At 70.8% G+C, this 22,400-nt stretch carries 24 protein-coding genes; 17 read left to right on the forward strand and 7 right to left on the reverse strand.

The annotated features are described in order from the left end of the window. Positions 1-52: 52 nt before the first annotated feature. Entirely contained in the window at positions 53-2,791 is a 2,739-nt protein-coding gene (locus tag ACFXMF_RS23715) for a hypothetical protein (RefSeq protein WP_379990020.1), read from the reverse strand. 277 nt (positions 2,792-3,068) lie between these two features. Between ACFXMF_RS23715 and ACFXMF_RS23720 the strand changes: the two genes are divergently transcribed. Next, positions 3,069-4,133 carry a hypothetical protein gene (locus tag ACFXMF_RS23720; RefSeq protein WP_360306636.1) on the forward strand — a complete coding sequence of 355 codons (1,065 nt, stop codon included), beginning with the start codon at positions 3,069-3,071 and terminating at the stop codon, positions 4,131-4,133. A gap of 33 nt (positions 4,134-4,166) precedes the next feature. Here ACFXMF_RS23720 and ACFXMF_RS23725 read toward each other — a convergent pair whose 3' ends face one another. Both ACFXMF_RS23725 and ACFXMF_RS23730 read right to left on the reverse strand, forming a co-directional pair. After that, positions 4,167-4,823, reverse strand: a complete 657-nt coding sequence (locus ACFXMF_RS23725; RefSeq protein ID WP_379990021.1) for a maleylpyruvate isomerase N-terminal domain-containing protein — start codon at positions 4,821-4,823, stop codon at positions 4,167-4,169. A 71-nt stretch (positions 4,824-4,894) separates the two neighbouring features. Next, on the reverse strand, positions 4,895-5,116 hold the full coding sequence (locus ACFXMF_RS23730) for a hypothetical protein (RefSeq protein WP_360306630.1): 222 nt from the start codon (positions 5,114-5,116) through the stop codon (positions 4,895-4,897). A 122-nt stretch (positions 5,117-5,238) separates the two neighbouring features. On the opposite strand from ACFXMF_RS23730, the gene ACFXMF_RS23735 reads away from it, so the two are divergent. The 9 genes from ACFXMF_RS23735 to ACFXMF_RS23775 all read left to right on the forward strand — a co-directional run bounded on the left by ACFXMF_RS23735 (position 5,239) and on the right by ACFXMF_RS23775 (position 11,633). Further along, positions 5,239-6,081, forward strand: a complete 843-nt coding sequence (locus ACFXMF_RS23735; RefSeq protein ID WP_360306627.1) for a hypothetical protein — start codon at positions 5,239-5,241, stop codon at positions 6,079-6,081. 95 nt (positions 6,082-6,176) lie between these two features. Further along, complete coding sequence (gene gcvH / locus ACFXMF_RS23740; RefSeq protein ID WP_360306624.1) at positions 6,177-6,569, forward strand: glycine cleavage system protein GcvH; 393 nt, start codon at positions 6,177-6,179, stop codon at positions 6,567-6,569. A gap of 153 nt (positions 6,570-6,722) precedes the next feature. Then, entirely contained in the window at positions 6,723-6,902 is a 180-nt protein-coding gene (locus tag ACFXMF_RS23745) for a CopG family transcriptional regulator (protein WP_360306621.1), read from the forward strand. Between the two features lies 1 nt (position 6,903). Further along, a complete protein-coding gene (locus ACFXMF_RS23750; protein WP_360306618.1) occupies positions 6,904-7,248 on the forward strand; it encodes a VOC family protein in 345 nt (114 codons plus the stop codon). 35 nt (positions 7,249-7,283) lie between these two features. Beyond that, positions 7,284-8,141, forward strand: a complete 858-nt coding sequence (locus ACFXMF_RS23755; protein ID WP_379990022.1) for a class I SAM-dependent methyltransferase — start codon at positions 7,284-7,286, stop codon at positions 8,139-8,141. Positions 8,142-8,445: 304 nt separating this feature from the next. After that, positions 8,446-8,739 carry a hypothetical protein gene (locus tag ACFXMF_RS23760; RefSeq protein WP_379990023.1) on the forward strand — a complete coding sequence of 98 codons (294 nt, stop codon included), beginning with the start codon at positions 8,446-8,448 and terminating at the stop codon, positions 8,737-8,739. After that, entirely contained in the window at positions 8,721-10,292 is a 1,572-nt protein-coding gene (locus ACFXMF_RS23765; RefSeq protein ID WP_380020765.1) for a LuxR C-terminal-related transcriptional regulator, read from the forward strand. Before ACFXMF_RS23760 ends, ACFXMF_RS23765 begins: the two co-directional genes overlap by 19 nt. 116 nt (positions 10,293-10,408) lie before the next feature. After that, positions 10,409-10,918: a hypothetical protein gene (locus tag ACFXMF_RS23770; RefSeq protein ID WP_360306606.1), complete on the forward strand. Its 510-nt coding sequence runs from the start codon at positions 10,409-10,411 to the stop codon at positions 10,916-10,918. Positions 10,919-10,982: 64 nt separating this feature from the next. Further along, complete coding sequence (locus ACFXMF_RS23775; RefSeq protein ID WP_379990025.1) at positions 10,983-11,633, forward strand: DUF7003 family protein; 651 nt, start codon at positions 10,983-10,985, stop codon at positions 11,631-11,633. A 97-nt stretch (positions 11,634-11,730) separates the two neighbouring features. Here the strand turns inward: ACFXMF_RS23775 and ACFXMF_RS23780 are convergent, their stop codons facing one another. Further along, positions 11,731-12,192 (reverse strand): VOC family protein, encoded by a 462-nt coding sequence (locus ACFXMF_RS23780; protein ID WP_360306600.1) that lies wholly within the window; start codon positions 12,190-12,192, stop codon positions 11,731-11,733. Positions 12,193-12,311: 119 nt separating this feature from the next. Here ACFXMF_RS23780 and ACFXMF_RS23785 point away from each other — a divergent pair, with 119 nt between their 5' ends. The 3 genes from ACFXMF_RS23785 to ACFXMF_RS23795 are packed head-to-tail and all read left to right on the forward strand — an operon-like array spanning position 12,312 to position 14,209. After that, complete coding sequence (locus tag ACFXMF_RS23785) at positions 12,312-13,307, forward strand: helix-turn-helix transcriptional regulator (protein ID WP_379989148.1); 996 nt, start codon at positions 12,312-12,314, stop codon at positions 13,305-13,307. Between the two features lie 43 nt (positions 13,308-13,350). Then, a complete protein-coding gene (locus ACFXMF_RS23790) occupies positions 13,351-13,788 on the forward strand; it encodes a helix-turn-helix transcriptional regulator (RefSeq protein WP_360306594.1) in 438 nt (145 codons plus the stop codon). A gap of 10 nt (positions 13,789-13,798) precedes the next feature. Next, on the forward strand, positions 13,799-14,209 hold the full coding sequence (locus ACFXMF_RS23795; protein WP_360306591.1) for a VOC family protein: 411 nt from the start codon (positions 13,799-13,801) through the stop codon (positions 14,207-14,209). Positions 14,210-14,333: 124 nt separating this feature from the next. Here the strand turns inward: ACFXMF_RS23795 and ACFXMF_RS23800 are convergent, their stop codons facing one another. Next, positions 14,334-14,711, reverse strand: coding sequence for a helix-turn-helix domain-containing protein (locus ACFXMF_RS23800; protein ID WP_360306588.1), 378 nt, complete (start codon positions 14,709-14,711; stop codon positions 14,334-14,336). A 144-nt stretch (positions 14,712-14,855) separates the two neighbouring features. On the opposite strand from ACFXMF_RS23800, the gene ACFXMF_RS23805 reads away from it, so the two are divergent. Continuing rightward, positions 14,856-15,263, forward strand: coding sequence for a RidA family protein (locus tag ACFXMF_RS23805; RefSeq protein ID WP_360306585.1), 408 nt, complete (start codon positions 14,856-14,858; stop codon positions 15,261-15,263). A 28-nt stretch (positions 15,264-15,291) separates the two neighbouring features. Here the strand turns inward: ACFXMF_RS23805 and gyrB are convergent, their stop codons facing one another. Beyond that, positions 15,292-17,343 carry a DNA topoisomerase (ATP-hydrolyzing) subunit B gene (gene gyrB, locus ACFXMF_RS23810; RefSeq protein WP_379989145.1) on the reverse strand — a complete coding sequence of 684 codons (2,052 nt, stop codon included), beginning with the start codon at positions 17,341-17,343 and terminating at the stop codon, positions 15,292-15,294. A 629-nt stretch (positions 17,344-17,972) separates the two neighbouring features. Between gyrB and ACFXMF_RS23815 the strand changes: the two genes are divergently transcribed. The 3 genes from ACFXMF_RS23815 (at position 17,973) to ACFXMF_RS23825 (ending at position 22,142) form a co-directional block, all read left to right on the forward strand. After that, positions 17,973-18,920, forward strand: coding sequence for an RNA-binding protein (locus ACFXMF_RS23815; protein ID WP_379989144.1), 948 nt, complete (start codon positions 17,973-17,975; stop codon positions 18,918-18,920). 340 nt (positions 18,921-19,260) lie between these two features. After that, complete coding sequence (gene pucD / locus ACFXMF_RS23820) at positions 19,261-21,588, forward strand: xanthine dehydrogenase subunit D (protein WP_379989143.1); 2,328 nt, start codon at positions 19,261-19,263, stop codon at positions 21,586-21,588. Positions 21,589-21,638: 50 nt separating this feature from the next. Beyond that, positions 21,639-22,142 (forward strand): nucleoside deaminase, encoded by a 504-nt coding sequence (locus ACFXMF_RS23825; RefSeq protein ID WP_360306573.1) that lies wholly within the window; start codon positions 21,639-21,641, stop codon positions 22,140-22,142. Positions 22,143-22,233: 91 nt separating this feature from the next. Here ACFXMF_RS23825 and ACFXMF_RS23830 read toward each other — a convergent pair whose 3' ends face one another. Further along, entirely contained in the window at positions 22,234-22,380 is a 147-nt protein-coding gene (locus tag ACFXMF_RS23830) for a hypothetical protein (protein ID WP_360306570.1), read from the reverse strand. Positions 22,381-22,400: the final 20 nt, after the last annotated feature.

Consider the following 22,400-nt stretch of genomic DNA (forward strand, 5'->3'; position numbering starts at 1 on the left):
GGTCGGGTCGCTCCCTCCGAAGAGGTAGGGGAGGCAAGGGGGGCGGCACTCGTCAGTTCGGCGGTTCGGTGATCCGTCGGCGGGTCGCCTCGGCCTGGGCCCGGATGTGGCGTTGCACCTGGGCCGGGATGCGCTTGGCGCCGAAGTGGCCGGCCATCCGGTCCAGCACGATGCCGGCCCGGGTGACGTCGCCCTCCTTGGCGTGCACGGTGGCCAGTCGACGCATCGCCGCGTTGAGGGTGATGTTGTCGAGGCCGTCGTCGCCCCGGGATGCCTCGATGGCGGCGGTCAGTTGGCTGATGCTCGCCTTGAAGTCGGGTCGGCGGACTTCGACGCGCCCGTTGCGCAGGTGTTGGAAGTGGCGCCCGGCGTTGGCTCCGCGGGCCAGGCGGGCGTAGGCGGCGAGCGGGTGTGTGCCGTACTTCTCCACGATCTCCGCCAACGCGTCGTTGCCCTCCCGCAGTTGCGGGGCGTCGGAGCCGAGCAGGGCGAGCAGCGTGCCCTGTTGGTCGCCGAGGAACAGGTCGCCGATCTCCTGTTCGGTGCGGGTGATCGGGTGTCGCACGCGGACGACGCGGGCGGCGGAGACGACCCGGGATCCGTCGGGGGCGTGGTAGAGGGCGGTGATCCGGTAGCGGCCGGGGTCCGGGAAGTACAGGCCGTCGCTGCCGTAGCCGAGGTAGGCCGTGTCGTACAGGGCGGGTTCGGACGCGGTCAGGGTCACCATCGGGGCGCCGGTGCCGTGGCCGGTGCACAGTCGGGCGATCGGCCGGAACAACCTGGTGCGGCCCTGCGGGTCGGTCACGAAGATCGCGAGGTGCTCGCTCTTGGGGGACAGTTCGGGGATGACGGTGACGTCGCCGCGGGTGCCGGTGCGGGAGAGTTTGAGCTCGGCCATCACCGGTTCGCCGTACTCGTACCCGGCCTTGCCGCCGAGTTCCAGACGCAGCCCGGATTCGTCGTCGATCGGCGCCGTCGCGGCCTCGGCGGCAGCGCCCAGGTCGATCGCCGAGTTGACCACGAAGTTGTCGCCGCCCGGGACGACGTGCCGATAGAAGCCGTGCCGCAGGTGGCGCAGTTCGTCGTCGGAGAACCGGAAGGCGAACGCGCCCCAGAACGCCTCCTCGCCGACCTCGCCCGACAAACTCCGGTAGTTCTGCGGGTAGTTCATCCAGGACAGGTCGCCGAAGCCGTTGTTCGGTCCGAGCGGGGCGGGCGGTTTCGCCAGGTCCTTCTGCCAGGCGTGCAGCAGGTTGAACGCGTGGCCGAGTTCGTGCACGTAGGTATGGAACTCGTGGTTGCGGCCGACGAGCCCGAAGTCGACAAGCGCGCGGTGGAAGACGGCCATGCCCTGACGCTGGGCACCGCTCTGGTCGAACATGATGCCGATGACGCCGTTCTTGGTGTGCCGGGTGGTCACGAACGTCCACAACTTCCATTGCGGGACCTCGCGTCGCAGGCTGAAGTTGGCGACCATCGCGGCGTGCAGCTCGGCCTCGGACCAGCGCAGGTCCGCGCCGGAGGTGTCGGCGGGGACATTGGTGGTGCCGGCCGTGCGCAGTGCGATGCCGGCCTCGGCATAGGCGCCGGCGACGGTGGCGACACGGTGCCGGTACCAGGCCGGCGCGGGGCCGGTCGAGGTGTCGTATCGGGTGAACGGGACGGTGCCGGCGATGTTGTCGGTCTCGACGTCCACGCTGCGGAAGGCGGTGGATTCGTACGCGGCCGACCACTGCTCCGTGTCGTCCCGGGCCGGCCCGCCCAGGATCAGGTCGGCGTTGCCCTGCGGTTGACCGGCGGCGCTGCGCGGGATCACCACCCGCAGGTCGGTGCGGGTGCCGGGCTTGGCGAATCCCAGCGAACCGGTCACGTCGATCTGCACCTGTTGCTCGGACATCAGGACCTCGACGCCCGACGCCCGGAAGGAGTCGCGGTAGGTCGTGGTGCCGCCGGTGACGGTGAACAGGTCGCCGCTGACCGCGCCGAGGGCCCGGTCGCCGTCGACGTCGATGCGCAGTTCGACCCGGCCGGTGCCGTTGAGACCCACGTAGCGGCCGCTGACCGGGCGGTAGCAGGTGGTGAACGGGGCCGGAAGCGCGGCGAGTCCGGGCAGCAGGGTGGTCAGGGGGCCGGTGTTCCGCACGCCGCCGGCCCAGTCGAGGAGGCAGCCGGTGTCACCCTTGATCAGCAGTGAGCGGAGGGTGCCGTCCTCGGCCGGAGGCAATACCAGGACGTGGTCAAGGTCGGCACGGAAGTCCGCGGGCAGTTGCGCCCAGCCGGCGCAGCGCTGCGGGTCCGGGCCCTCGGTGATCGGGCGTTCGTGTTCGACGCCGGTCACCGGGTGCAGGGTCAGGACGCGAGGTCCCTTGAAGAAGTGGGTACGCGGCGTTCCGTCGGCCGAGTCGGGCGCGAGCAGGATCGCGTCGATGCCCGAGCGGTAGCCGGCCGGAAGCCCGGTGCCCCAGTTGTCGTACCGCGTCCACGGCACGTCGCGGACGACGCCGCGCTCCCAGTCGTAGACCAGGACGGTGTCGCCGCGCAGGAACATGGTCTGCCGCGACCCGTCCGGGCCGTCGGGCAGTTGCAGCAGGCCGTCGGTGGCGAACCGATACGGCTCGGTCACGCCGTCGAGCCTGCCGCCCCCGGCGCCGGCCAGATCGCCCGCGTAGAGGAGGGCACTCTCGTTGATCACGGCGACCTTGTCGCCGCGCAGGAACAGCGCCTGCCAGGGTGCGGCGGGGTAGCCGATCGCACCCGCGAATCCGGTGATCTTTGGTCGAATGAACGCCATCTGCTCGCTCCGTCCGCCGGGGCTGAAGGTGCCAGCCGGGAGGCATCGGCACGGCCGGCCCACCTGCCTCGAATGTCCGCATGTGTACCGACGATTGCTCCCGAGGCGGAGTCTGGCACGTACGGCACGGGCATCGGGGCGATATCGGGAAACATATGACATTCCCGTCGACGGCACCGGGACGACGGCCGTCGGGTGACGCCCACGCCGTGCATCGATCCGTCGGGAAATATGCCCGGAGCCGCCGATGTCGGTGCGGTCTGGCACCGTTGGGCGCATGGCGCAACCGCTCAAGGACATGATCAACGCGGCCTCCGTCGCCGCCCTGGCCGACGGAGTCGTCGCCGCCCACGGCGGCTTCCCCCGCGACCGCTTCGTCGCCGACGCGCTCGCCGGGCTGGACGGGTTGGAGCTCAAGGCCCGCGTCGGCCACGTGGCTCGGGTCCTGCACACGACCCTCGACCTGCCCTTTCCGCAGGCCGCCGGGGTGTTGCGGGAGGCGACCGGGCATGCCCGCCTGGACATGTGGAGCGGCTGGCCCGCCACCGACTACGTCGCTGTCCAGGGCATCGAGCACCTCGACGAGGCGATGTCCACGCTCGCCGTGATCACCCCGTTCGCCACCGCCGAGTTCGCGGTGCGTCCCTATCTCGACCGCTACCCGGACGCCGCGCTGAAGATCGTCCTGGACTGGGCCGACGACGCCGACGAACACCTGCGCCGCCTCGCGTCCGAGGGCACCCGCCCGCGCCTGCCCTGGGGCGTCCGGGTGCGCGGGCTCATGTCCCCCGGCCCGACACTGCCCATCCTGGAGCGGCTGCGCGACGACCCGAGCGAATACGTGCGTCGTTCGGTCGCCAACCACGTCAACGACATCGCCAAGGACCATCCGGACACGGCGCTGGCGGTGTTGCGCCGTTGGCACGCCGAGGGCGGCGAGCACACCGACCGCGTCGTGCGCCACGCCGCACGCGGTCTCCTGCGGGCGGGGCATCCCGAGGCGCTCGGCCTCGTCGGTGCGACCCACGGGAGCGGCACCGTCGCATCGCTCACGGTCGCGGACACCGTCGCGACCGGCGACCGCATCCCGTTCACCGTCGTCGTCCGCGCCGACGGACCCGGGCCGCTGCTGCTGAAGTACGCGGTCCGCCGGGACGGTTCCCGCCGCGTGTTCCACCTGGCCGAGCGGGTCGCGCAAGCCGCCGGGGACACGTTCACCCTCGCCCGCTCCCACTCGTTCCGCCCGGTGACCACCCGCACCGAACCACCCGGCGCCCGCGAGTTGGAGATCGTCGTCAACGGCGAGGTCCGCGCGACGGCGGCGTTCACCCTGCTCCCCTGACCGCCCCGCACTCGGTCCCGTCGGCCCGGGCGATCAGCCCAGGAAGAGCGGGAGTTCGGCGGCCGATGCGCCCAGTTCGGCCCGCTCCGCAGCGGTTGCGGGCCGCCGTCCGGTGCCGATCAGCAGCGCGTCCCGGTCGGAGAAGGATGCGGGGAACGCGATCCCGGCGATCTTCTCCACCATCGCGCGCGTGCGGGCCAGTCCCTCCGCAGGGGGTTCGGCGGCATCCGGCAGGTGCGCGATCAGGTCGAGGTGGTGCAACGTCCATTCCAGGACATACGCGTCGAGGTAGTCGCCGGCGGTGAGGACCTGGTCCTGTGTACCGACCCGCAGGCCCCGGTCGACCAGGCCGGCGGCTCGGCCGGCGGCGGAACCGACGTCGTCCAGGTGGAACTTGAGCAGCCCCGGCTCCCGGTACGCGGCGGCCAGTCGCACGATCAACGCGTCCAACGGGTCTTCGCCGGTCGGCGGCGTCCGGGACACCGCCCAATAGGTCACCGCGTCGCGGGTCGGTTCCTCGTCGACCGGCGTCACCAGGGTGATGAGGACATCCTGCGCGTCGATGACCAGGTGGCACACCAGGTCCCGGACGAGCCAGCCGGCACAGCCGGACGGCCGGACGAAGTCCTCGTCGCCGAGCTCGGCAACCGCCGCGCGCAACGCCGTCCACGAACGCGAGAAGAGATCCACGCCCGCAAGCTAGCAGCGCCCCGCCCACCCCGGCGACCGAATTCCCGCCCCCGACAACCGAGTCCCGGACCCTACCGGTCCGCTCCCCCGTCGTCGTTCCAGCGGGGATCCTCCCGCCATTGCGCGTCACGCTCGCGCACCGTCTCCAGCGCGCGACCGGCTTCCTCCCGGCTCTCATAGGGCCCGAGCCGATCGGCGGCCCGGCACTCGGGGCCTTCCTCGACCGTCCCGTGCTTCAGGCAGTAGTACCACTCACCGGCTCGACCGGCGGTCCTTCGCTTGAACAAGGCCATGCCACTCCCCTGCCCCATCCCCGACACCACAAATCGCCCACCGACACGACGAAACCACGCACCCGACCCGACAACGGGGGGCGACCTGTTCCCACAGGTCGGGGGGGTTGCATACTCCCTTCGTGCACATCCTGCTCCGGGCGATTCCGCCGCTCTCGACGGTCGCCTGTTTCGCCGTCTCGTTTCTGGTGTTCCGCGGACCGTGGGGGTTCGCGGCGGCGGTCGTCCTGACCTGCCTGGCCCTGCAAGGACTGGCAATCCGGCAACGGGCCCGCTCGGGGCTGCCGTTGCTGCTCGCCAGGGCGGATCGGGCCGCCATGGCGCGGAGCAGGCGCGTGACGCGCGCCGTGCGTCGCGGCGATATCGAGCGGGCGCGGGCGCAGGCACAGGGCTTTCCCGACACCCCCGTGGGACGGGTACTCGAAGTGCAGTCCGTGTCCATGGTGCTCTTCGCCCGAGGTCTCGGTCCGGAGGCCGTCGAGGTGGTCCGGCAGTGGCTGCGGACGCATCCGCACGACGACCTGTTGGGGCGCCGAGTGGCGCATCGCGGCACGGAATATGCCGCGATGTTGCTGGTCCTGGGCAGGGCCGACGCGGCCTCGGTGGTGCCCGAGCTGCGTCCCGCAGTGGCAAGCAGCACGCGGGCGCACCGAAGCAGAGGCTGTGTGGCCGAGTTCGCCTTGAATCTGCACGAGGGACGGGTGGACGACGCGGCAGCCCAGGCTTATCGATGGCGGCGGAGCCCCGCAGTGTGTCGCAGCCGCTGGACGCGGGCCGAGTGCGAGTGCCTGATCGCGATCTGCTCGGCCGCCGCGGGCGACTTCGCCGCCGCCGACGCGGCGTTGGCGGACGCCGAGCGCTGGGCGGCCGGGCACCCGGCGCTCGGACCCGCACGCGCGCGGGTGGCCGCGCGTGCCGCTGCGGCGGTGGCGATCGACGTGCCGACGGACACCACGTTCGGGTGAACATCCCACCGAACTCCGGGTGTTTGTAGCAAGCTCGGCGACGGTTGCCGATCGGTGGAGCGGGAACCTCGGCCACGACCTCGCGGAGGCGCAGCATGAGCCCGGAAGACCTCAAGTACACCAAGGACCACGAGTGGGTGCGTTCACTCGGCGTCGAGCGGGTGGCGATCGGGATCACCGACTTCGCCCAGAAACAACTCGGCGACGTCGTCTTCGTGGAACTGCCGCCGGTGGGCGACCGCCGCGAGGCGGGTGAGCCGTTCGGGTCGGTGGAGTCCGTCAAGGCGGTGACCGAGGTCTACATGCCGCTGACCGGCACGGTCGCCGCCGTCAACACGGAGCTCGACGAGTCCCCGGAGAACGTCAACGTCGATCCCTACGACCAGGGATGGATGATCGAGATCACCCTCGACAAGGGCGCCGACATGTCGAATCTGCTCACCTCCGCGGAGTACGACGACTACATCAAGCAGGAATCGGCCGACTGACGGCCTCGCTTTCCGAGCGGGACGCCGGCACGAGCAGCCCGGCGCCCCGCTCGGCAGGCACGCGCCACTTCGTTGGCGATCGCGGGGATGACGGCGAGGCCCCGGGCTGCTTCCGCTCTGGAATCTAGGTTTTTAGTTTGCTAGCATCGACCCGTGGGCGACGAGGATGTGAAGCAGTTCAACGTGTATCTGCCGATCGGGTTGATCAAGCAGGTCAAGCACCATGCCATCGAGACGGAGCAGTCGTTGTCGGCGCTGGTCGCCACCGCGCTGCGCGCCTACCTCGACGACACCCCGAGCGAACGAGAGCCATCGTCCGAGAAGGAGAGTTGACATGACCACCGAAGGCATCGAGGCCGTGCTCCTGGAGACGCACAACTGGGGGAAGGCGGCCAAGTTCTTCCAGGGACTGGGCTACGAGCTGGAGTTCTCCACGGATCACAACTCCGGCCAACTCCGCAACGGCGACGGCCCGTACGTGTTCATCGCCGAGGTCCCTCGGGACAAGGAGCCCGAGATGCGGCTGGTCCTGAAGGTGGCGGACGCGGATGCGTTCACCCCCGCCGCCGGCACCGAGGTGGTCACGCCCTTCGCGGACACCCACTACGGGACCAGGGAGATGACCGTCCGCGACCCCGACGGGCGCCTGTGGAGCATTCAGGCCCCGGCCGAGCACTGATCGCGAACAGCCGAGCATCGAAGGGGGAGTGCGTGATGGCCGACCAACGAACCGGGGCGCCGGACAGCACGGCGGTACGGACGGCCCTGTGGCGGGCCCTGCACATCAGACTCGACGCGCCGCCGTACGTCCTGGAGGACGAGATCGGCCTGCGACTGGCCGATCCCGGCGAGGACTGGCTCCGGCGCGGGGACATGGACCCGACCCTGACCGAATGGTTCCGGGCGGCGATCGTGGCCCGGGCCCGCTTCATCGAGGACCTGGTGGTCGAACAGGCCGATCGCGGCGTCGGCCAGTACGTGATCCTCGGCGCCGGCCTGGACACCTTCGCCCAGCGCAGGCCGGAAATCGCCTCGCGCCTGCGGGTGTTCGAGGTCGACCGACCCGAACCCCAGGTCTGGAAGCGCCGGCGGCTGGACGAACTCGGCTTCGGCGTCCCGGACTGGCTGCGGCTGGTGCCGGTCGACTTCGAGGCGGGCGGGTCGTGGTGGGATCGACTGACGGCCGCCGGGTTCGACGCCGAACAGCCGGCGGTGGTGGTCTCCACGGGCGTCGCGTTGTACCTGAGCAGGGAGGCGAACGCGGCCACCCTGCGCCGACTGGCGGAGCTTGCCCCGGGATCCACGCTGGCCATGACGTTCCAGCTTCCGCCGCAACTGCTCGACCCGGACAAGCGCGCCGGGTTCGAGGTCGCGGTGCGGGGTGCCCGGGAGTCCGGGACGCCGTTCGTCAGCTTCTTCGCCCCGGAGGAGATGTTGACGCTGGCCCGCGAAGCGGGCTTCCCGCAGGCCCGGCACGTATCGGCCGCCGACCTCAACGACCGCTACTTCACCGACCGCCCGGACGGCCTCCGCACATCGAGCGGCGAGGAACTACTGGTCGCAACCACCTGAGCGAACACCTGGGCACCCCACCGCGCCACGCCACCCGAGCCGCACCCGTCGGCCCGTGGCAGGATGACCGGATGCCCTCGATCCGCAAGGGCCATGCCGCGTAGGCGCCCCGGGGCCGTCCGCGTCCGGCGATCGCGACCCGGCAAAGCAGGCGAACCCCTCCCCCGCGTGCGCGGCGTCTCGGCCCGCACGCGAGCGGCCATTGGCACCATGGAAGAGCGGTGCCTGTGGCTCGGCGCCACGGGCACCGCCCTCGACCGATATCGACGCCACGTCCACGGCCCCGCCCGCCTCGATCGTGGACGTGGAACACCTGTGGCCCGGCGCGATCTCCCTGGCCCGCGACCGGGAGCAACGGGCCCCGAAACCCGGGCCGTTCCCCGTCGCGCAGTGCCCATGCGCCGGCTGCGACCTGCTCGCCGCACGCGACACCCTCGGGGAGGCGATGCGCTGCCTGCCCGTCGGCGCCCGGCGGGAGTTGGAGCGGGTCGTCGCGCCGTTGGACACCCGGCTCCTCCGGCGTACTGCCTACGACCGGCACGGCGAGTCGGTATGCCCCTGGGTCGTGGAAGCCTGGTGGTGGCAGTTGCGCTCGTGAGTGGTGTGCGCCGGCAGCGGAGGGGCGGCCCGTCAGCCATCCTCGGCGGAGTCCGACTTGGGCGCCGTCTCCCGGAGTCGGTCGTAGATCAGCACCAGGGCCCCGGTGTCCGTGCCGCCGGCAGACGTTTCGCACCCCGCGCGACCGTCCGTGCGCAGGCCGGATGGCAGACTCCTCGCCATGGTGATCCACCTCCCGGCCGACCTGTCGTCCTTCGTCGGCCGGGCAACCGAACTGGAGTCGATCCTCCAGGCGCGGCGGCGCTCGGGCGTCGGGCCGACGATCCGGGCACCACGCTGCTCGCGCAACAACTGGTCGCGATCGGCCTGCTCCACACCGACCTCGCCGCCGCGCGTGAACTCGCCCTGCGCACCCATCACGAAGCCGCGGCCGTCGGCGACGACTTCGGCCGGGACGCGTCCGGCGTACTCGTCGGCCTGATCGATCAGCTCGGCGAGAACCACGCCGCCGCCTTCGACCGGCTCGACCGGTCCGCGACCGCCCTGCTCCGCCGCGGCGACCGAGGCATCGCCGGCACGGCGCCGGCCGCCCTCGCCATCGGCCGGGCCCACACCGGAAACCTCGCCGAGGCCGAGGAGACCGCCCTCCGCGCCCGGGACGCCGCCGCCCCACTGCACGACTTCGTCCGGATCGGCACCGCGGCCTGGGGACTGGCCCGCATCATCGCGTTGCGCGGCCGACTCGACGAGGCCGAGGCGATCATGGACGAGCTACAGCGGGTGATCGACGAGGCGTCGACGGCCCCCTACGTCCCCGGCTGGTCCGCGACCCGCGCCCAGGTGGCCCTGTGGCGCGGCGCCGCCGCGGACGCGTTGCGCTGGTGCGCACGGGAGCAACACGCGCTCACCCCCGACCTGTTGCTCACCCACGTGGCCGCCCTGCGCCGAACCGGCGACGCCCCGGCGGCTCGCCGCAGGCTGGAGCAGGCCGAGTCCTCGCCGACCCTGGCCGCGATGCCCCGACTGCGGGCCGTGGCGCCGGCGGAGCGGGCCCACCTGATCGCCGCCGAGGATGCGACCGCGGCCGCCGCCCTGCATCGTGACGCGCTGCGCATCCGGCTCCGGCACGGCCTGGTCCTCGGCTGCATCGACAGCCTGGAGGCGCCGGCGGCGGCCGGCACGCCCGAACGAGCCGCACTGCTCCTGGGCGCGGCGCACCGAGCCCGTGGGGACACCGGCTACCTCGCCGCACGATCGCCGCTGCCGACCGGGCCCGCCGTCGCCGCCGCACTGGCTCGCGGCCGGGCACTGACCCTGGACCAGGCCGCCGAGCGGGCACTTCGGGTCAACCGCCGCGGCACCCGGCCGGTGACGGGCTGGGCCGCTCTCACCCCGGCCGAACGCTCCGTGGCCGAGCCGGCGGTCCGCGGGCTCGGCAACCCGCAGATCGCGGCCGAGTTGTTCATCGGACGCGGCACCGTCAAGACACACCTCGCACACGCCTACGCCAAGCTCGGGGTGGCCAACCGCACCGAGCCGGCCCGCGACCGCGCCACCCGCGCCGCGAATCCGCCCAAGCCGTCCTCCTCGTGAGCCGAGGTCGAGTCGAGGCTTTTCCCTGCGGTGGCGGTGATTCCGTTTTCATAGGATGACCCGAACGGCGACATCCGGGTGAGGGTGTCGGTGAGCACGTGTGCAACGGGGGTCCGGTGGGTCGAAACAGAGGCAACCGCTCGGTGACGGCCGACGGCGTGTTGTGGCAACCCCGGTTGGGCTGGGACATGTCGATCCCCCTCGTCCCGGTGATCGTGGGCGTCGTCCCGGCGTTCGTCGACGTCGGTTGGGTGCGCTACGCGATCATCGCGTCGGTCGTGCTCTTCGTCCTCATGTTCGTCTACTTCCTCCGGCAGAAGATCGTGATCAAACCGCAGGGACCGGCGCTGATGGGACTGTTCGGCACCCGCCGGGTGGCCTGGGTGGACATCGCGGCCATCGAGATCCGCCCGCACTTCGACAACATGTGCTACGTCACGATGCGCTACACGATGCGCAACGGCTCGCGCCGCCGCCACGTCCTCTCCTACCTGGCCTTCGAAGCCGTCCGAGACCTGGTCGACGACCTCCGCACGCACGCCGCGCCGCACGGAATCCCGGTCTCGGTCACCGGCAGCCCGATCGACCGACGCACCGCCGGCGAGCCCGTCGACGCCGACATCTGACCACGCCCGCCGACTCGAACACCGCGGCCCGGCCCGTCCGACCCGGCTTGTACGATCACGCGCCGTGAAGACCGTCTCCTCGATCCTCGGCCAGTTCGATCTCGCCTACGACACCGGCAGGTTCCCCGACCTGGACAACGGCTACCACTATCCGGTGGACGTCCGCATGCACCTGTTCGCGGACTCGCACAGGTGGGCCTGGGTCGTCGAACTGCTCGGCTACAGTCCCCGCGGCCGCAACCTGATCGACGTGGTCCATGTCTTCGGGAACTGCCTCACCCACGGCGACATCGGCCCGACGAACGACTTCCTCCATCGGGTCGACAACATGGACGACGTCGAGGGCGACGGGGACGACGCGGAGCAGTTCCGCGGCGGCGTTCCGATCGTCGTCCGCGGTCGCGCGCTGGTGGTGGATGCGGCGCAAGGGACCCCGCTGGAAGACGTGTTCCGGTCCCTGGTGCCGGAACACCGGGAGCTGCTCCTGGCCGACGACCGCGAGGTACGGGCCGGGATCCCGGCCGACATCCCGCTGGTCCTCCGGCTGGACGAGTGGCATCAGCCGACGGACCTGTCGGACGACCACCGGCCCGGCGGCCACCCCTTCTTCCGCGCGATCGCCGAAGTCCTCGACACCGGGGATGCCGACGGATACCGCCCCACCGAGGCGCCCAACACGCACTGGTCGAACCGACCGGACGCAGGCACCCTCTGACCGCTCCGACCCCCGGCCGGACCCTCGCACCGTGCCCCGGCCGCGCGGGCGGCGGGGGCACGGCCCGGGTGGCAGGGGCCGGGTGGCAGGGGCCGGGTCAGTCCAGGCAGAACTCGTTGCCCTCGGGGTCGGTCATCACGAGGTAACCCGCGCTCATCGGCGGAGCCGGCTCGTCGCGACGCACCCGCGTCGCCCCCATCGCGACGAGCCGGGCGCACTCGACCTCCAGCGCCGCCATCCGCTCCTCGCCCGCCAGGCCGGGAGCCGCGCGCACGTCCAGATGCACGCGGTTCTTGGCGACCTTGTCCTCCGGTACCTGCTGGAAGAACACCCGCGGGCCCTGCCCGTCCGGGTCCTCGATCGCCGACCTCGTGTTCCACTGCTCCTGCGGCACCCCGATCCGCGCCAGGAACTCGTCCCACGCGGACAGCGGGTCGACGCCCTCGGGCACGTCGACCCCGGGCGGCCCCGGGTGGACGTAGCCGAGCACGTCGCGCCAAAAGACCGACAGGGCCCGAGGATCGTGGGCGTCGAAAGTGATCTGCACGTGGCGGCTCATCGTCGTGCTCCGTTCTCCATGGTTTCGCGGTGGGGCTGCGGACCTTGTCGAGTCCGTGCGACCACCCTGGCAGACGATGCGGACGGATTCGGTCCGCGATCTCTGACAGGGTGGCCGGCATGGACACGGCGAACGGCGACGAGCGGGGCACCACGGAACGCGTCCTCACCCTCCTCGGTCTGCTGCAACAACGCCGCGCCTGGACCGGCCCCGAACTCGCCGACCGGCTCGCCGTCACCACGCGCACGGTCCGGCGCGACGTCGAACGACTACGCACACTGGGCTATCCGGTGCACGCCGGCCCCGGCGTCGGCGGCGGCTACCGTCTCGGCCCCGGCACGGACCTGCCGCCGCTGCTCCTCGACGACGAGGAGGCGATCGCCACCGTGGTCTCGCTCGTCGCCGGCGCCGGCGGCGCGATCCCCGGCGCGGGCGACGCCGCGCTGCGGGCCCTGAGCAAGCTCGACCGCGTGTTGCCCACCCGGTTGCGACACGAGGTGCGCGCGCTCTCCGCCTCGGTGGAATCCTTCGGCGGCGCCGACCCGCTCGATCCGCAGGTGCTCATGACCCTGGCCGGCGCCTGTCGCGACGAGGTCGAGGCCGGTTTCGACTATCCGTCCGGGAACGAGGTACACCGGCGACGGGTCGAGCCCTATCGCCTGGTCGCCTCCGATCGGCGCTGGTACCTCCTCGCCTACGACCTCGACCGCGACGACTGGCGCAGCTTCCGCATCGACCGGATGACCGACGTGGCCGCACGCACCTGGAGCTACCGGCCGCGCCCGGCGCCGGACGCGGCCGCGTACGTCCAGGAGGGGGTGACCGGCCGGGTCTACCGACATCGGGCCCGCGTTCTGGTCCACGCGTCGGCCGATGCGGTCCGTGCCCGCGTCTCCGCCTCGTCGGCCGTGGTCATCCCGCGAGGCGACGGCCGCTGCGAGGTCCGCAGCGGCGCCGCCTCCCTCGATGCCATCCTCGTGCACATGCTCCTGCTGGGACACGACTTCGAGGTCCTGGACCCGCCCGAACTCGCGACGCACGCCCACGACCTGGCCCGAAGACTGCTCGCGATCGGACCGCCGACACCCCCGGCGGCGAACCCACGGGAGCCCTGAGCCGCACCCCGGCCGCGTCGGCGGGCAGTGCTAGCGTCGGGACATGACCCCGGAAGAACTCGCCAACCTCGCCCACCTGCGCCGGGCGCGGGATCTGATCGACCGCGAGTACGCCCGGCCGCTGGACGTGCCGACGATGGCCGCCCGCGCGTTGATGTCCCCGGGGCACTTCTCCCGACGCTTCCGGGCGGCCTACGGCGAGACGCCGTACAGCTACCTGATGACCCGCCGGATCGAGCGGGCGATGGCGTTGTTGCGTGGCGGAATGAGCGTGACCGACGCGTGCATGGCGGTCGGCTGTACCTCGCTGGGCTCGTTCAGTTCGCGGTTCACCGAGATCACCGGCGAGACGCCCAGCGCCTACCGCAACCGGGACCACGACGCCCCGGCCGCGATGCCCGCGTGTGTGGCCAAGGTACAGACCCGGCCGACGAGAAATCCGATCAGGATTCGAGAAGCAGGCCCCGACGCCGCCGCCTAACGTGGACGGCATGAACATCGCACTCCAGTACTGCCACATCACCGTCAACGACCCCGACGAGGCACTCCCCTTCTACCGGGACGGCCTCGGCCTGGAGGTCCGCAACGACGTCGCCTCCGACGGGTTCCGCTGGGTCACCCTCGGCAGCCCGACCCAGCCCGGCCTGGAAATCGTGCTCTCCGCGCCGCACGCGGGCCGCTCCCAGTCCGACGGCGACACCCTCCAGGAACTCCTCACCAAGGGCGTCCTGCCGATGACCGTCTTCAGCACCGACGACGTGGACGCGACCTTCGAACGTGTACGGGCGTCCGGCGCCGAAGTGCTGCAGGAGCCGATCGACCAGAACTGGGGCCCCCGCGACTGCGCCTTCCGCGACCCCTCCGGCAACATGGTCCGAATCCAACAGGGCCCCAAGGCGTAACACCCGACCGTTCGACCGAGTCCCCCCGGCGACAACGCCCGGGGGGACGACGACGGGGCACGGATCATCGATGCCCACAGTCGGCTCACCACCGCCCCACCCCGCCACCGCGAGGCGTCCCCCGTCACCCGTCGAAGCTGCGGCGAGATGCCTCGATGTGACCGAGGTAGCGCTGGGTCCAGTCGCACATGCCGTCGACCGTGGCCCGCAGGGCTTGGCCCGATTCGGTGAGCGTGTACTCGACCCGTGGCGGCACCGTGGGATACACCTTGCGCTCGATCAGGCCGTTGCGTTCCATCATGCGCAGGTTCTGGGTGAGCATCTTGTGGCTGATGCCCTCGACCTCGTTGCGCAGCTCCCCGAAACGGAGCGTGCCCTGGTCGAGGGCGCCGATGATCAGGAGCGCCCACTTGTTGGCGACGTCCGAGAAGATCTCCCGCGCCAGCGAGTCCGCGCGTAGCAGGTCCGCGTCGTGGGGCAAGTCCCCGCGCTTGGTCACCATAAGGTTCCTCAGTCACCGAAAAGTGCGTTCTTCCAGGTCAGCGCTCACTCTCCTACAGTTCACCAGTAACCACAAGAGAGCGGTCGCGGGTCCCGGCGTTGCGCGGGCGCGCCCGTGGACCCTCCGTACACGAAGGCAGGCAACATGGCCGTCACCCTGGTGAACCCCGTCGGACTCCCGGCGATCGACGCGTACCGACAGGTGTCGATCGCGACCGGATCCAAGCTGGTCTTCGTCGCCGGACAGGTCGCCTGGGACGCCGACGGGGTGACCGTCGGCGCCGGCGACCTCGCGGCGCAGGTGGAGCAGTGTTACCTCAACATCGCCACCGCCCTGGCCGGGGTCGGCGCCACGTTCGACCACGTGGCGAAGCTGACCGTCCACGTCGTCGACTGGACCCCCGACAAGCTGCCCCTGTTCCTGGCCGGCGTCGGTCGGGCCGCCGCGCGGCTCGGCGTCACCCCGGTACCGCCGGGCACCCTGCTGGGGGTCGCCGCCCTGGACGTCCCCGAGCACCTGGTCGAGATCGAGGCCACGGCGATCCTCGACTGAGCCCCGTCGGGCGCCGGCTCCCGAGGACTCAGATGTCGAGGAAACGTACGTCCCGGGCGTTGCGTTGGATGAACAGGCGCCGTGCGTCCACGTCTTCGCCCATCAGGACGGAGAACAGCCCGTCGGCTCGGGCGGCGTCCTCGAGCGTGACCTGGCCCAGGACGCGGTGCGCGGGGTCCATGGTGGTGACGCGCAGCTCCTCGGCGTTCATCTCGCCGAGGCCCTTGAAGCGTTGGATCGTGTCGTCGCGCAGGCGTTTGCCCTGGCGTGCGCCGAGTGCGACGAGGTTGTCGCGCTCGCGGTCGCTGTAGGCGTACTGGGTGTCGTCCCGGCTCCACTTGATCTTGTAGAGCGGGGGCCGGGAGAGGTGGATGTGCCCGGCTTCGACCAGGGGTCGCATGAAGCGGAACAGGAAGGTGAGCAACAGGGTGTTGATGTGTTGGCCGTCGACATCGGCGTCCGCCATCAAAATGACCTTGTGGTAGCGGAGCTTGCCGAGGTCGAAGTCGGTGTGCACCCCGGTGCCGAAGGCCGAGACGAGCGCCTGGATCTCGGTGTTCTGCAGGATCTTGTCGATGCGCGCCTTCTCGACGTTCAGGATCTTGCCGCGGATGGGCAGGATCGCCTGGTGCCGAGGGTCGCGGCCGGACTTGGCGGAACCGCCGGCGGAATCGCCCTCGACGATGAAGATCTCGCAGGCGGCCGGGTCGGTGGACCGGCAGTCGGCGAGCTTGCCCGGCAACGCGGTGGATTCCAACATGCTCTTGCGACGGGTGAGATCGCGTGCCTTGCGGGCCGCCACCCGCGCGGTCCGGGCGCTGACCGCCTTGCGGACGATGTCCACCGCTTCGAGCGGGTTGCGGTCGAACCAGTCGGACAGGTGCTCGTGCACGACCTTGTGCACGAACGTCCGCGCCTGCGTGTTGCCCAACCTGGTCTTGGTCTGGCCCTCGAACTGCGGCTCGCCCAGCTTCACCGAGACGATCGCCGTCAATCCCTCCCGGATGTCCTCGCCGGAGAGGTTCTCGTCCTTGTCCCGCAGCAGCCTGCGCTCGCGGGCATAGCGGTTGACCACGCCGGTCACCGCGGTACGGAGGCCCTCCTCGTGGGTGCCTCCCCCGTGCGTGTGAATGGCGTTGGCGAAGGAGTACACGCCCTCGCTGAACCGGGTGGTCCATTGCAACGCGACGTCCACGGAGAGGAGTTGCCCCGGATCCTCGGTCCGGAGGGAGATCACCGAGGGATGTACCGGATCGCCCTTGCGCGAGTTGAGGTGCCGCACGAAGTCGACGACGCCGCCCTGGTAGCGGTATTCGACCGACCGGGCCGCACCGTCCTCCCCCGGCTCCCCGCCGGCGTGGTCGTGGTCGGCCGCGCCGGTCGCCGGTCGGGTGCCGGCGCGTTCGTCGGTCAGGGTCAGGGTCAGGCCCTGGTTGAGGAAGGCCATCTGCTGAAGACGGTGGGCCAGGGTCTCGAAGGAGTACTCGACGGTCTCGAAGATGTCCGGATCGGCCCAGAAGGCGACTGACGTGCCGGTGTCGGTCACGGCCTCGTGGCGGGCGGGAGCGGCGCCGGGCACGCCGTTGCGGTAGTCCTGGCTCCATCGATGTCCGTCCGTGCGAATCTCCACGGACAGCCGGGTGGACAGGGCGTTGACGACGGACAGGCCGACCCCGTGCAGGCCGCCGGAGACCGCGTATCCCACGCCGTCGAACTTGGCGCCCGCGTGCAACACGGTCAGCACGAGTTCGACGCCGGACTTCTTCGCCTGGGGGTGCATGCCCACGGGGATGCCGCGCCCGTTGTCCACCACCCGAACGCCGCCGTCGGGCAGGAGCGTCACGTCGATCCGGTCCGCGCAACCGGCCAGAGCCTCGTCGACCGAGTTGTCGACGATCTCCTGCACCAGGTGATGCAGGCCGCGCTCACCGGTCGAACCGATGTACATGCTCGGCCGTTTGCGAACGGCGTCCAGCCCGTCCAGCACGGTGATCGTACCGGCGTCGTAGGGGTCGCCCGCCCCGCCGGTGCGGTCGGCGTGCGACGCGGGGGCGACGGAGAGGATGCCGGGATCGGTCATGGAGCCCTCGTTTCTGGCATTGCAAGCAGCGCTCCCGTCGAGTGACGGGAGCGTTGGTGTGGTCGGGCGGTATCGGCTGCGGGCAGGCATGCCGAACAAGGCCCCTTCGGGGCCGCGATTCTCGATCCGAGAACAAGCGCAATCATACCGATCGAGTGATCTGTATGCCGGCATACAAGCCGGCCAATTGCCGCTACAAGCCTCCAGAATCCCGGATGTCAATCCCCTCCACGCCACCCGGCCATCCAAGCCTTCAGATCGCCACACAGAGCTTCACACCCGAGCCGCCGAAGGCTCCCCGGCCTCGGCGCACAACGGCCCCGCGCAGGCCCCGGAGGTATCCCGGGACGGCCCATCCCCGCCCGGGGGGCACCAGGAGTTCCACCGCCGGTCACAGGCCCGCAGAACCGGGAGGAGGGCATCGACGAACACCGTCCGGGACCGCCGTTCCCCCGCCGGCGAGCCCGATTCGTGCGCGCGGCAAGGCACCCGCTCGAACGCATCGGCAAGGCCGCGAAGGCGACTTGCGGCAGGCACGCGGGCTCGCGGCGCCGAGGGCACGCCCGGCGGCCCCTACCCTCGTGCCCGACGGCCCCGCCGCCCCTCGCCCGACGCCACCTGGAGTCCACGTGTTGCCGTACACCTACCGCGTCACCAAATACGACCCGGCCGACCGCGACGGGTACGGTCGCTACACCGGCATCGAGCACTCCGAGAGCGACCGCGGCCCCGTCGAAGCCGGCTACCTGTCCGCGGTCGCCGCCTTCGCCCGGGACAGCGGAAGCACCGAAGTCTCCATCCGGGAACCGGGCGTCGGCGGCCCGGTCGAGTCCGGCCCGGCCGCGACCGCCGCCGGCCACGGCCTGGCCGGACTCTTCCCACCCGACCTCACCGGCTACCACGACGGCGCCCGAGTGCCCGTGGCCACCGCGCTGGAACTGGTCCGCGCCATGCTGCGCGACAGCGGCGCCTGGTGCCGACTGGAGGACGAGGGACGCTTCTTCGTCCATGTCGGCTACGACCAGTACGTCTACGTCGGCAGCACGGACCCCTGCGAACGCGCGCTCGCCCACACCCGCGAACTGGGGCTGTTCCCCGAAGCCATGGTGGGCTCACCGTACGCACCGAACCTCGACGCTCCCGCGCCACGCGTCGCCGACGCCGGGTTCTGGGCGGAGACCGCAGCGCTCGTCGCCGCGCGCGGTGCGGTGATCCTCGAAGAGGGCTACCTCGCCTCCACCTCCCGATGGCACCGACTCACCACCGCCACCCTCGACCCGATCCGTGCCCGACTCGCCCCGCGCGCACGCCTGCTCGTCTGGCCCGATCTCTCCCCGGACGTCGCCGGCGTCCTCGCCTCCGTCACCGGGGACGACCTGTTCCGGCTCGTCTGGGAAACCGGGACCCGGCACCTCGCCGCCCTCGTCGCCCGCGGCGAAGACCCGGACCTGGCCCGAACCCTCACCGGCGCCCGCGCCGCCATGGCCCTGTCCCTGGACCCGGCCGAATCCGCACCCCTGCTCTCCGCCGTCCTCCCGGACCCCGATGCCACCCTCCGCGCCCGCTGGACCCCGTAGGCGAACCGCGGTGCGGGTGACCCGGTCGACGGTGACCCGGGGCTTGTAGGACTCTACGAAGAGCCGGTCCGGGCCTGCGTGGCCTTTCATTTCTTCCGCCCGTGGCGGGTCACCCCGGATGGACTGTGTACTTCTCACAGCTTCCGACCAACCGCGATCAGCCGGAAACCGCATCGAGGAGCGCTGTTTCGCGCGAGCCGCGGAGCATCGGCAAATCACCTGTCAAACGCACGAATTCGATCCGCTCCGTCCGAACCCACCCGGCGGCCCGGCCCACTCGGCCCGAACCCACCCGGCCCGGGTGCGGGCCGCCGAGTATCCAGACCGTGGGGGCTTCCCGATGACCGAACAGACCTCTCCCGCCCGCACCCCGCAGGACCTCGACGAATTGATCACCGGCGGGATCGGCGACAGCCCGCTGCGGCCGGACGGAACGCTCAAGGTACGCGGGGAGTACGCCTATTCCTCGGACCTGTGGGCGCAGGACATGCTCTGGGGTGCGACGCTGCGCAGCCCACACCCCTATGCGCGGATCCATTCCATCGACATCGGACCCGCACTCGCCCACCCCGGCGTATACGCGGTGTTGACCCACGAGGACGTCCCCGGCGAGAACATCTACGGCCTCAAGGTCGCCGATACGCCGGTCCTCGCTCGGGACATCGTGCGTTACCAGGGCGAGCCGGTCGCCTTGGTGGCCGCCGATCACCCGGAGACGGCCCGGCGCGCGCTGAAGAAGATCGTGGTCGAATACGAGGTGTTCGAGCCGATCACCGACCCGGAGCGCGCCGCGCACGACGACACGCTGCCCAAGCTGCATCCCGGGGGCAACGTGGTGCGCTATCAGCCGATCGTCACCGGCGATCCGAATGCACGGGCCGACGTCGTGGTCTCCGACGTGTACACCATGGGCATGCAGGACCAGGCGTTCCTCGGGCCGGAATCCGGCTTGGCCGTCCCGGGCGAGGACGGCGGGGTCGACCTGTTCCTCGCCACCCAGTGGCTGCACGTGGACCAGCGACAGACCGCGCGAGCACTCGGACTCCCGGTCGAGAAGGTGCGTTTCACCATGTCCGGGGTCGGCGGCGCCTTCGGTGGCCGCGAAGACCTGTCCATGCAGATCCACTGCTGCATGTTGGCGCTGCACACCGCCCGACCGGTGAAGATGGTCTACAACCGAGAGGAATCCTTCTACGGCCACGTGCACCGGCACCCGGCGAAGATGTACTACGAGCACGGCGCGACCAAGGACGGCAGGCTCGTCTACGTCAAGGCCAGGATGTACTTCGACGGTGGCGCGTACGCCTCCAAGACCCCCGTCGTGGTCAGCAACGCCACCTCGTTGGGCATCGGGCCGTACGAGGTACCCAACGTCGACATCAAGGGTTGGGGCCTGTACACCAACAACCCGCCGTGCGGCGCGATGCGTGGCCTGGGCGCGGTGCAGCCCGCGTACGCCTACGAGTCCCAGATGGACAAGCTGGCCGAGGCGTTGCGGATGGATCCGGTGGTACTGCGTCGGCTCAACGCCGTCGGCGAGGGCTCGGCGATGCCCACCGGGCAGGTGCTGGACTACCCGGCGCCGGTCGCCGAACTGCTGGAGCGGGTCAGGAACATCCCGCTGCCGCCCGAGACGCGGACCGAACCGGTGGACATCCGGGAGTTGCCCGGTGGTGCGGCCAACACCACGCACGGCGAAGGCATCGTCCGGGGCGTCGGCTACAGCGTGATCGTCAAGAACATCTCCTACGCGGAAGGCGCCGACGACTACTCCACGGCGCGGGTGCGGTTGCAGGCCATCGGCGGCCATGCCATCGCGATGGTGCACACGGCGGCGGCCGAGGTCGGACAGGGCCTGATCACCGTGCAGCAGCAGATCGCCCGCAGCGAACTCGGCGTGGAGCGGGTGAACATCCATCCGAACGACACCGACGTCGGTGACGCGGGGTCGAGTTCGGCGTCGCGGCAGACCTACATCACCGGCGGCGCCGTCAAGAACGCGTGTGAGGCCGTCCGCGAGGTGCTCTTCGACCGGGTGGCCCGGCGGTTCGGCGAGAACCCCGCGGATCTGTCGCTGGCCGGCGGCAAGATCGTTTCCGAAGTCACCGGTGTCCTGGCCGATCTCGTCGACGTGCTCGGCGAGGACGTGATCGAGGAGACCAGGGAATACCACCACCGGCAGACGTACGCGATGGACCCGGTGACCGGGCAGAGCCGGCGGGTGCACGTGCAACACGCCTTCTCCGCGCACCGCGCGGTGGTGGACGTGGACACCGAATTGGGTCTGGTCAAGGTCGTGCAGTTGGACTGTGCGCAGGACGTCGGCAGGGCGATCAACCCGGACGCCGTCGTCGGGCAGATCCACGGGGGTTCCGCGCAGGGGCTCGGTCTGGCCGTGATGGAGGAGATCCGGGTCGAGAACGGCCGGATCCGCAACCCGTCGTTCACCGACTACCTGATCCCGACCATCGTGGACATGCCGCCGATGACGGTGGACGTAATCGAACGGGCCGACCCGAACTCGCCGTACGGCGTGCGTGGTGTCGGCGAACCGCCCACCATTTCCGCCACCCCGGCGATCGTCAACGCAATCCGCCACGCGACGGGGTTGAACCTGACCCACACCCCGGTGGCACCGGAGCACATCTGCGGCATCGAACCGCGCTGAACTCCCGCGTCCCCACCCACCGCACCACCACCCCCGACAAAGGAGTGACGATGACCGCGCACGCCCAGGAATCAAGCACCCACAACCTCGAACGCGCCTGGATGGACGAGGCGATCAGGCTGGCCACCGACAGCGTGACCAAGGGCGGCGGTCCGTTCGGCGCGCTGCTCGCCAAGGACGGCGAGATCGTCGCGATCGGCAACAATCGGGTCACCGCGACCCTGGATCCGACGGCGCACGCCGAGGTGAGCGCGATGCGCGCCGCCTGCCGGCAACTGGACACCTTCTCGCTCGAAGGCTGCGTCCTGGTCACCTCGTGTGAGCCGTGTCCGATGTGCCTTTCCTCCGCGCTGTGGGCGCGTGTCGACCGGATCGTCTACTCCGCCGACCGGCACGACGCCGCGGTGGCCGGCTTCGACGACCGCAAGTTCTACGACCTCTTCGAGAAGAAGCCCAGGTCGATGTGGCCGACCCGGGTCGAACAACTCGACCTGCCGAACCGTACGGCCCCCTTCGACGCATGGCTCGCCAAACCCGACCGCGTCGACTACTGACCTGCCGTCGACCCGCTGCCGGGACGGGCGGTACCGGCTCCCGGCACCGTCCGCCCCGAAGCGGGGCCGGGGGTCGACCCGCAACCCGACCTCACCAATTGCTCGACGAGTTCCCGGGCCGCGAGGTGTACCGACCGGCCCGCCTGCCCGCCCGGGCCCGCCGCCCGAACGTCGCCCCGATCAACGCGGCGAACAACAGCCCGACCACGATCAATCCGAGAACACCGAGAACGATCATCAGCCCGATCGACACGCCGT

Source organism: Embleya sp. NPDC059213 (genome assembly GCF_042754445.1).
In the GTDB taxonomy this organism is placed as follows: Bacteria; Actinomycetota; Actinomycetes; order Streptomycetales; family Streptomycetaceae; genus Embleya.

Coding starts and splice junctions, on each gene's coding strand:
- ACFXMF_RS23715 (WP_379990020.1), bottom strand. CDS start 2,791: ATGGCGTTCATTCGACCAAAGATCACCGGATTCGCGGGTGCGATCGGC.
- ACFXMF_RS23720 (WP_360306636.1), top strand. CDS start 3,069: ATGGCGCAACCGCTCAAGGACATGATCAACGCGGCCTCCGTCGCCGCC.
- ACFXMF_RS23730 (WP_360306630.1), bottom strand. CDS start 5,116: ATGGCCTTGTTCAAGCGAAGGACCGCCGGTCGAGCCGGTGAGTGGTAC.
- gcvH (WP_360306624.1), top strand. CDS start 6,177: ATGAGCCCGGAAGACCTCAAGTACACCAAGGACCACGAGTGGGTGCGT.
- ACFXMF_RS23750 (WP_360306618.1), top strand. CDS start 6,904: ATGACCACCGAAGGCATCGAGGCCGTGCTCCTGGAGACGCACAACTGG.
- ACFXMF_RS23755 (WP_379990022.1), top strand. CDS start 7,284: ATGGCCGACCAACGAACCGGGGCGCCGGACAGCACGGCGGTACGGACG.
- ACFXMF_RS23780 (WP_360306600.1), bottom strand. CDS start 12,192: ATGAGCCGCCACGTGCAGATCACTTTCGACGCCCACGATCCTCGGGCC.
- ACFXMF_RS23785 (WP_379989148.1), top strand. CDS start 12,312: ATGGACACGGCGAACGGCGACGAGCGGGGCACCACGGAACGCGTCCTC.
- ACFXMF_RS23790 (WP_360306594.1), top strand. CDS start 13,351: ATGACCCCGGAAGAACTCGCCAACCTCGCCCACCTGCGCCGGGCGCGG.
- ACFXMF_RS23795 (WP_360306591.1), top strand. CDS start 13,799: ATGAACATCGCACTCCAGTACTGCCACATCACCGTCAACGACCCCGAC.
- ACFXMF_RS23800 (WP_360306588.1), bottom strand. CDS start 14,711: ATGGTGACCAAGCGCGGGGACTTGCCCCACGACGCGGACCTGCTACGC.
- ACFXMF_RS23805 (WP_360306585.1), top strand. CDS start 14,856: ATGGCCGTCACCCTGGTGAACCCCGTCGGACTCCCGGCGATCGACGCG.
- gyrB (WP_379989145.1), bottom strand. CDS start 17,343: ATGACCGATCCCGGCATCCTCTCCGTCGCCCCCGCGTCGCACGCCGAC.
- pucD (WP_379989143.1), top strand. CDS start 19,261: ATGACCGAACAGACCTCTCCCGCCCGCACCCCGCAGGACCTCGACGAA.
- ACFXMF_RS23825 (WP_360306573.1), top strand. CDS start 21,639: ATGACCGCGCACGCCCAGGAATCAAGCACCCACAACCTCGAACGCGCC.
- ACFXMF_RS23830 (WP_360306570.1), bottom strand. CDS start 22,380: ATGATCGTTCTCGGTGTTCTCGGATTGATCGTGGTCGGGCTGTTGTTC.